This window comes from Caballeronia sp., assembly GCF_049581465.1.
GTDB lineage: Bacteria > Pseudomonadota > Gammaproteobacteria > Burkholderiales > Burkholderiaceae > Caballeronia.
Genome location: NZ_JBAUSA010000349.1, coordinates 1 through 3,323, shown reverse-complemented (window position 1 = coordinate 3,323; position 3,323 = coordinate 1). Strand labels below are relative to the sequence as shown.

At 60.0% G+C, this 3,323-nt stretch carries 4 protein-coding genes; 3 read left to right on the top strand and 1 reads right to left on the bottom strand.

The window, feature by feature from the left end; genetic code table 11:
- From WCA53_RS08790 to WCA53_RS08780, 3 genes are all read left to right on the top strand, one after another.
- On the top strand, window positions 1-736 hold a 736-nt coding region (locus tag WCA53_RS08790; RefSeq protein WP_423908074.1), incomplete at its 5' end, for a carbohydrate ABC transporter permease.
- A 16-nt stretch (window positions 737-752) separates the two neighbouring features.
- The gene (locus WCA53_RS08785; RefSeq protein ID WP_423908076.1) at window positions 753-1,481 is read left to right on the top strand and encodes an HAD family hydrolase; all 729 of its coding nucleotides are present in this window, start codon (window positions 753-755) and stop codon (window positions 1,479-1,481) included.
- 49 nt (window positions 1,482-1,530) lie between these two features.
- Window positions 1,531-2,652, top strand: coding sequence for an ABC transporter ATP-binding protein (locus tag WCA53_RS08780; protein WP_423908071.1), 1,122 nt, complete (start codon window positions 1,531-1,533; stop codon window positions 2,650-2,652).
- Between the two features lie 48 nt (window positions 2,653-2,700).
- Here WCA53_RS08780 and WCA53_RS08775 read toward each other — a convergent pair.
- Window positions 2,701-3,323, bottom strand: a 623-nt coding sequence (locus WCA53_RS08775; RefSeq protein WP_423908068.1) for a sugar-binding transcriptional regulator, incomplete at its 5' end; no start/stop codon positions are given.

Below are 3,323 nucleotides of genomic sequence, written 5' to 3'. Positions count from 1 at the left end.
CTGGATGACCATCACGGCGTTCAAGACCGAGCAGCAGGCGTATTCGTCGTCGCTGATTTTCTCGCCGACACTGGATAGCTTCCGCGAGGTTTTCGCGCGCAGTAACTACTTTGCGTTCGCGTGGAATTCCATCCTCATCTCGGTCGGCGTGACGGTGATCTGCCTGCTGCTCGCCGTGCCGTGCGCCTACGCGATGGCCTTCTTCCCCACGAGGAAAACGCAGAAAGTGTTGCTGTGGATGCTGTCGACGAAGATGATGCCGTCGGTCGGCGTGCTGGTGCCGATCTACTTGCTGTGGAAGAACACCGGCATGCTCGATACGGTATGGGGCTTGATCATTGTCTATACGCTGATCAACTTGCCGATCGCCGTGTGGATGTCCTACACGTACTTCAACGAAGTGCCGCGCGACATCCTGGAAGCAGGGCGTATCGACGGGGCGGCGACGTGGCAGGAAATCGTCTATCTGCTGATGCCCATGTCCTTGCCGGGGGTCGCTTCAACCGCGTTGCTGCTCGTGATCCTGTCGTGGAACGAGGCGTTCTGGAGCATCAACCTGTCGAGTTCGAACGCCGCACCGTTGACCGTGTTCATTGCGTCGTATTCGAGTCCGGAAGGCTTGTTCTGGGCGAAGCTTTCGGCGGCGTCTCTGCTGGCGGTGGCACCCATCCTGATTGTTGGCTGGCTGTCGCAGAAACAACTGGTGCGCGGCCTGACGTTTGGCGCGGTGAAGTGAGGCCGATGCCGTGATATTGACATCACAACACGTCGCGGCGATCGAGACGACCGAGGCGAACGATACCGACTACCTCTTGATTTGCGACTGCGACGGTGTCCTGATCGATAGCGAATCTATCGCCGGACGCATGCTCGTTCAGGAGCTGCAAGCCATGTGGCCGGGTGTCGATGCCGAACCGATCGTGACGCCGTTGCTAGGGTTGCGGATCGAGGCGGTGCTGTTGCGTGCGGCAGAAGAGCTTGGCCGCACGATCGACCCCGCCCAGATCGACGCAATTCGCGTCGTAGTGGAACAGGCGGCGGTGGAAGCACCAGCAGTCGACGGGATCGCGGCGGCTCTTGCCGTGATCCCGCTGCGCAAGGCCTGCGCGAGCAACAGTTTTACGGCATACGTGGAAGCCGCTTTGAACCGCACGGGGCTCGTTCGGTTCTTTGGCGAGCGCATGTTCTGTGCCGACACGGTGCCCAACCCAAAACCTGCGCCCGACGTTTATCTCGCAGCGGCGCGGACCATGCGGGTTGCGCCCGAGCGTTGCGTGGTCGTGGAAGACAGCGTGACCGGCGTCACCGCGGCCGCGGCGGCGGGGATGACGGTGCTGGGATTCATTGGTGGCGGTCATGCAAGTGAAGGACAAATCGATGCGCTGAAACGTGCTGGCGCAAGTGTCGTGTTCGATGAGATGGGTCAACTTCCCGCGCTTGTCGAACAGTGGCTGCAAAACGCAAGCTCCGAACTGCCGTGAGCATTGCGCTCTCGGACAACGAAGCGAAGCTATAGACGGAGACTAGATCATGGCAAGCCTGAATCTGCGCAACATCAACAAGCGTTACGAAGAAACTGAAGTGATTCGGAGCGTCAATCTCGATATCGCCGATGGCGAGTTCGTCGTGTTCGTCGGCCCGAGCGGCTGCGGCAAGTCCACGCTGATGCGGATGATCGCGGGTCTTGAAGATATTACCGGCGGCGACCTGATGATCGACGGCACGCGCGTGAACGAGGTGCAACCGGCCAAACGCGGCATTGCGATGGTGTTCCAGTCGTACGCGCTGTATCCGCACATGACGCTGTATGACAACATGGCGTTTGGTTTGAAGCTTGCCGGCACGGCGAAGCCGGAAATCGATGCTGCAGTGAAGCAAGCCGCGAAGATCCTGCACATTGATCATTTGCTGGATAGGAAGCCTAAGCAATTGTCCGGTGGTCAGCGTCAACGCGTGGCAATTGGGCGGGCCATCACGCGCAAGCCGAAAGTGTTTCTCTTTGACGAGCCGCTTTCGAACCTTGATGCCGCTTTGCGCGTGAAGATGCGTCTGGAATTCGCGCGGCTGCACGACGAGCTGAAGACCACCATGATTTACGTGACGCATGATCAGGTCGAGGCCATGACGCTGGCTGACAAGATCGTGGTGTTGTCGGCGGGAAATGTGGAGCAGGTGGGCTCGCCGAACCAGCTTTATCATGCGCCGCAGAACAAGTTCGTGGCCGGGTTTATCGGCTCGCCGAAGATGAATTTCATGAATGCTGAAGTCACTCAGGTGCTAAGCGATGGCGTGCTTGTGAAGTACGCGACGGGCGAGACGCAACTGACGGCGGTTGAGCCAGGCAAGGCGAAGGTAGGCGATACGGTGACGGTCGGGATTCGCCCGGAGCATTTGCACGCGGGCACGGCGGCGACGCTCGAACATGGCGTATCGGCGAAGACAATGGCCGTTGAATCGCTCGGCGATGCGGCGTATTTGTACTCGGAATCATCGGTGGCGCCGGAGGGGATGATCGCCAGGATTCCGCCGCTGGAACGGCATTCGCGGGGAGAGGTGTTGAAGTTGGGCGCCTTGCCGGAGCATTGCCATTTGTTTAACGCCGATGGCATTGCATATCAGCGGAAGATTGTTGAGGTGTTGTCGGCCGCGTGATGGGTTTTGGGGGGCGGGGCTGTAAAACATAAAACAGCCCCGCGCCGCTTAATCGTCCAGTGCCGCCTGCGCGCACAACTCGTCGGTAACCAACCCCGACAGCCATCCCCCTTTCAACGTGGCGATGACCGCCGCGTGCTTCCTCAACCCACCCGCAAAACCAATCGTCGGCCGCTTCGGCGGTGCATCCAGCCGCAAGCTCGTTACGCGTTCGCCCGTGGTGGAGTTCACCCTCGCGCCGCGCGCGTCAATCGGCAAGCCAAGCAATTCGGCCACAGCGCCCGCCGCCATCATTTCCTCGACTTCGGCCGTCGTGATGAATCCGTCCTCATGCAGCGGACAGTTGATACCCATATTGCCGATACCCACAAACGCCACATCGGCGTTCTCACAGAGTTCATCGACGATTCGATACAGCCGGTGATTACACCACTGCGCGCGCTCGGCCTTGCTGTCGGCCATCAACGGCGCGGGGATCATGAAGTGCTTGCCGCCGGTTTTCTCGGAGAGATGCTGCGCGACGTCGTACCGGTTGGACGACCCGTCCTGGGCGATCGCCCCCACCATCGATACCAACCTGTGCTGCGGCCGGTCCAGTTGTCCTATTTGCGCGACCGCGGCCTTCAGCGTCCGCCCGCTGCTGATCGATACGACCATCGGCTTTTCATTGG